Origin of the sequence: Roseburia sp. AF42-8 (assembly GCF_003435965.1) — a bacterium.
Taxonomy (GTDB): domain Bacteria; phylum Bacillota; class Clostridia; order Lachnospirales; family Lachnospiraceae; genus Roseburia_C; species Roseburia_C amylophila.
The window spans coordinates 1-4,085 of sequence record NZ_QTVB01000087.1 but is presented as its reverse complement, the minus strand read 5'-3'; the positions used below and the strand labels follow the sequence as shown (position 1 = coordinate 4,085).

The window sequence follows — 4,085 nt, the reverse complement described above, 5'->3', positions numbered from 1 at the left end:
GTGGCAGCCAGCAGTTATGTGGAAAAGAGCATGACAGAAGCAACCAACAGTCCACTGGCAGGCTTTGTAGTTGGATCACTAACCGGAATGGCAACATATGGAACGCTCAGTGAGGCAGAGCTGGAAGTAGTAAATAACGTAAAAAGACCGCAGCAGTTGGGAAATGTAGGAGAGGGTGGAAGTAAGACAGTAAAGTATTCACCAATCAAACCTTGTAATGAAATTAGTCAAGAAGTAGCAGAATCTTTTAATGGTGCAACATTTACAAAAACAACGTTGACAGAAGATACAGTTATGTATAGAGTAAGTGGTGGTAAAGCAGGAGAGGTTGGTTCATATGTATCAAGAACGCCTCAAGGAGGAGGATTGCAATCACAATTGGATTTAGCATTAAATCCTTCGTGGGGAAATACAACAGAAAATATTACCAAGGTTGTTGTTCCAAAAGGAACCACAATTTATGAAGGTATAGCGGCACCACAAAATATATATGATAGTCTTGGAAATGTGATAGGAACATTGCCAGGAGGTGGAAATCAAGTATATATCCCAAAAGTGGAAGCGGGGTGGTTTAAATGATAAAATGTGAATGTAGTGAACGAATAGGAAGTGTTATTAATTCATATAAATTATATGAAGATATTAAATTGTTTTTTGAAGAACAGGTAAAAGAAGATATATTTTCAGAAGTACCAGTAGGAAAGCCATATTGTGATGGATTTGAGTGGAAAGCAGATAAATGGTACAAGTGTAAGTGTTGTGGATGTCTATGGGAAATTAAATATCCTGATTTTCCAGCAAAAGGTTTTGTTCGTAAGTTTGCTGATGGAATATATCACCAGAAGGAGATAGGGAAAAATGAATATTAAAGAACCAATTAGTAATCTTAAATTAGTCGAGGCAATTGAAGGATTAAGTAACAATAATGCAACACAACAGAAATTTTTTACAGAATTTGCACAAGCTAAATTACTATGCCCTGCAGATATTCATTTACAAAACAGTTCGAAAGATGGTAATGAAATAGTTGTAGGTGAAGGGTCTTCAATATCTATAAAGCATTTAGAAGATACAAAAGGTAATAAGTTTTTAATTGCATTTACTGATTGGGAAGAATTATATAAATGGAATTCCTCAAAAGAACAGCAAACAGTTATTTTTGGTTATAAGGATTTTCAAAACATTATGAAAGAATCGAGAGATGTATATACAGGAATGGTAATAAATCCTTTCGGTGCCAATATTGTGATTACGCTTCCAATGCTTGATGGAATGGAAAATGATTGTATAATTAAAAAAGAAGAACAGGTGTTTATAGGCATTCCAGCTGAATACCCAACTGAATTGATAAATGAGCTATGTGTATATTTTGATAAAGAAAAGAGTGTTGATAAGGCGTTTTTATTATGGATGGTAAGGGGTGAAGAAGGAAGCTATTTACTAATATTGGATTCAAAAGAAGAACCTAATAGTCTATACCCAAGAGTTGGAAAATTTTGCATTAGATTTTTAAGAGATAAGATGCTTGATATGGTTTCAGCGGATTCGGATTTTGGAAAGAATGCAATTAGAGAATACAAACCATTTTATGAAAGAGATTAATTTAATTATGGTTATACTTTAGGACTTCAAAAATCCCTAACTCAAAAAGCTACTTTAATCTCTGTCTGTTCACGAAGTGAATGACATACAGAGATTAATAATAGCTTTTTGTCATTTACCTAAAGGGGAAAGGACTCCTTATGGCGAAATTTGCCCTCAGGTATACAAAAGGATTTGTCCGACAATTTATATTGAAGATATTGTGAGGTATTGATTTTACTAACCTGTTGCAAGCTGGGAATTTTCACCCTTCCACAGAACTATTGTTTGCTAAAATGCTTATAGACGCTGTGAGATAGCCAATTTCTGTGAATGATAAAAAATTACAAGAAGAGATTTCGTTACGAGTTTAACAAATATTCATAACATCATATTTTCTTAAAGTGGCATACCAAAATCAAGACAAGCCAACTAATTGTTAAGAAAATGCCTTATTCTGATATCTTGAATAATTTTAAGACCTAGGATAAGAAATTTAATCAGTACACCTATACGAACGATAGAACTACATGAGCAGTTGGATCAGGAATTATTAAATCTTATCACAGAAGTTCAGAACCATGAGAGCAGTACCGTGACAGCACTGGAGAATTCCGTGGAATTGTTACTATCGAGTCTGAATACCTGTATTGCAAAAATCGGATTGAACACAGCTGCAATTGCAAGTTATGAAAGCAACAGCTTTATACAGATAAGGACGTGTATGCACTTGCCAATATCAGTGAATTGTTTTATCAGCAGCATGAAGACAATAAAGATGTATATGATGCAATCTGTGAAGCGGAACAGAACCTAAAGGATGCAGCGGAAGAACGTGAGACGCAGGGAGTGTGGAAGACCGTTGCCGGAGTCGTATTGGTTGGTGTTGGGGTGGCATGCATTATTGCAACTGCAGGTGCAGGAGCCCAGAAGTATACGACGGATTTAACCGGAAACCAGACCGCAGGAATGATAGCAGGTATGGCAGCAAGTATGGCAACTGCGAAAGGTCTGAATGGAATTGAAGCAGGAGCGAAGAAACTGGCGAAACCGAAGCTTGGAGATGTGGGAACTGACGGTGGCGCAGTATTAAATGATGCGGATGTGGGTTCGGCTGTAAAGGGTGGTAGATATTCGAACTTAGGTAATATGTCATTTGAGGATGGAAAGCAATATTCATCGTGGAGTAAACTTAGAGAAGAGGGATTGTCACTTGAACAAGTAGAAAAAATAAAAGGCACACCAAAGGGACAGAAACCATTACCAGAAACTTATTTGAGTGAGGAATATATTAATAATCATCTAAATTCATTCAAGAAAAGTGGTGCGGTAAAAATAATGCCAAGTGAGCCATCAGGAACAATTGGTGGTAAAGGTGGTACATTTGTAATGTCTGGGGATGAACTAAGTGAAATAATTCGAAACGCAGATGGGGATGTGGCTAAAATAGAAAGTGTTTTGGGATTAGACAAAGGATATTTAGGAAGTAATCCTGTTATAGTGACAATTCAGGACACATCTAGTTTAAGACTTCCATCTGGCAATGAATTAGGTGCATGGCCGGAATACTGGGAACCAGGCGGCTATACAAGTGGTGGAATAAAAGAAGCAGTTATTAATCCGGCGAAAGAAGGAACATATACATATAAACATTTATTTGAATAGAGGTGCTTTAAAATGAAGTTAATTATAGAAGATGAGGGTATTAGTCTACTGGAAAACAAAGGGCAATATTATCTTCAGTATGATGCAGGAGCGCATATGATAAAGAAAAAAAGAATTGAAATTACAAATGAAGAGGCGGAGTTATGCCAATTAGATGTTGAAGAAATGTATAATCTTATTTTGCAATATCAAAATGATGGTGTATATGGTGAAGATGTAGTTGAATAAAATATATAAATTTAATTATGGTTATACTTTAGGACTCCAAAACCCTTAACTCAAAAAGCTATTTTACTCTCTGTCTGTTCACGAAGTGAATGACATACAGAGATTAATAATAGCTTTTTGTCATTTACCTAAAGGGGAAAGGACTCCTTATGGCGAAATTTGCCCTCAGGTATACAAAAGGATTTGTCTGACATTTTATTTCTAAGGTACTGTAAAACATTGATTTTACTGACTTGTTTCAAGTTGGTGTTTTCATTCTTACACAGAACTATTGTTTGATGAAATCAAAATGACACACAGAATATGGACTCTATGCTGGAGTTTATAAGGTCTATTTTGATAGCAAGAACAGGAAGTCCTGCTATATCAGTAACTAATTATCAGGCTGATAAAATTAGATACCAATGTTTATGCATCCAAGGTACATTCTTTTTCAACGGTATCCGGTGAGGTAGAAGGAAAACAGCTTACAGTTCCGGATTTAAATGTATCAATGGATGCTATGACAGCGTACCGGGCAGGCTTTTCACAGTTAATTGGTCTGATGAGTTATTATCAGAGCCTCCTGACGCAGGATGCCGGGAAGCTTCTCACACTGCGTGATGAACTGG

Annotated in this window: 5 protein-coding genes; all 5 read left to right on the top strand. The window is 36.2% G+C overall.

What is annotated here, in order from left to right; all coding sequences use genetic code 11:
- Window positions 1-579, top strand: a 579-nt coding sequence (locus DW059_RS15000; protein WP_207659177.1) for a hypothetical protein, incomplete at its 5' end; no start/stop codon positions are given.
- Complete coding sequence (locus DW059_RS14995; protein WP_117699323.1) at window positions 576-869, top strand: hypothetical protein; 294 nt, start codon at window positions 576-578, stop codon at window positions 867-869. The genes DW059_RS15000 and DW059_RS14995, both read left to right, overlap by 4 nt.
- Window positions 859-1,602 carry an enhanced serine sensitivity protein SseB gene (locus DW059_RS14990; protein ID WP_117699322.1) on the top strand — a complete coding sequence of 248 codons (744 nt, stop codon included), beginning with the start codon at window positions 859-861 and terminating at the stop codon, window positions 1,600-1,602. The genes DW059_RS14995 and DW059_RS14990 overlap by 11 nt, the downstream gene beginning before the upstream one ends.
- 699 nt (window positions 1,603-2,301) lie before the next feature.
- The gene (locus DW059_RS14985) at window positions 2,302-3,246 is read left to right on the top strand and encodes a hypothetical protein (protein ID WP_117699321.1); all 945 of its coding nucleotides are present in this window, start codon (window positions 2,302-2,304) and stop codon (window positions 3,244-3,246) included.
- 12 nt (window positions 3,247-3,258) lie between these two features.
- Window positions 3,259-3,474, top strand: coding sequence for a hypothetical protein (locus tag DW059_RS14980; RefSeq protein WP_055147993.1), 216 nt, complete (start codon window positions 3,259-3,261; stop codon window positions 3,472-3,474).
- Window positions 3,475-4,085 lie beyond the last annotated feature (611 nt).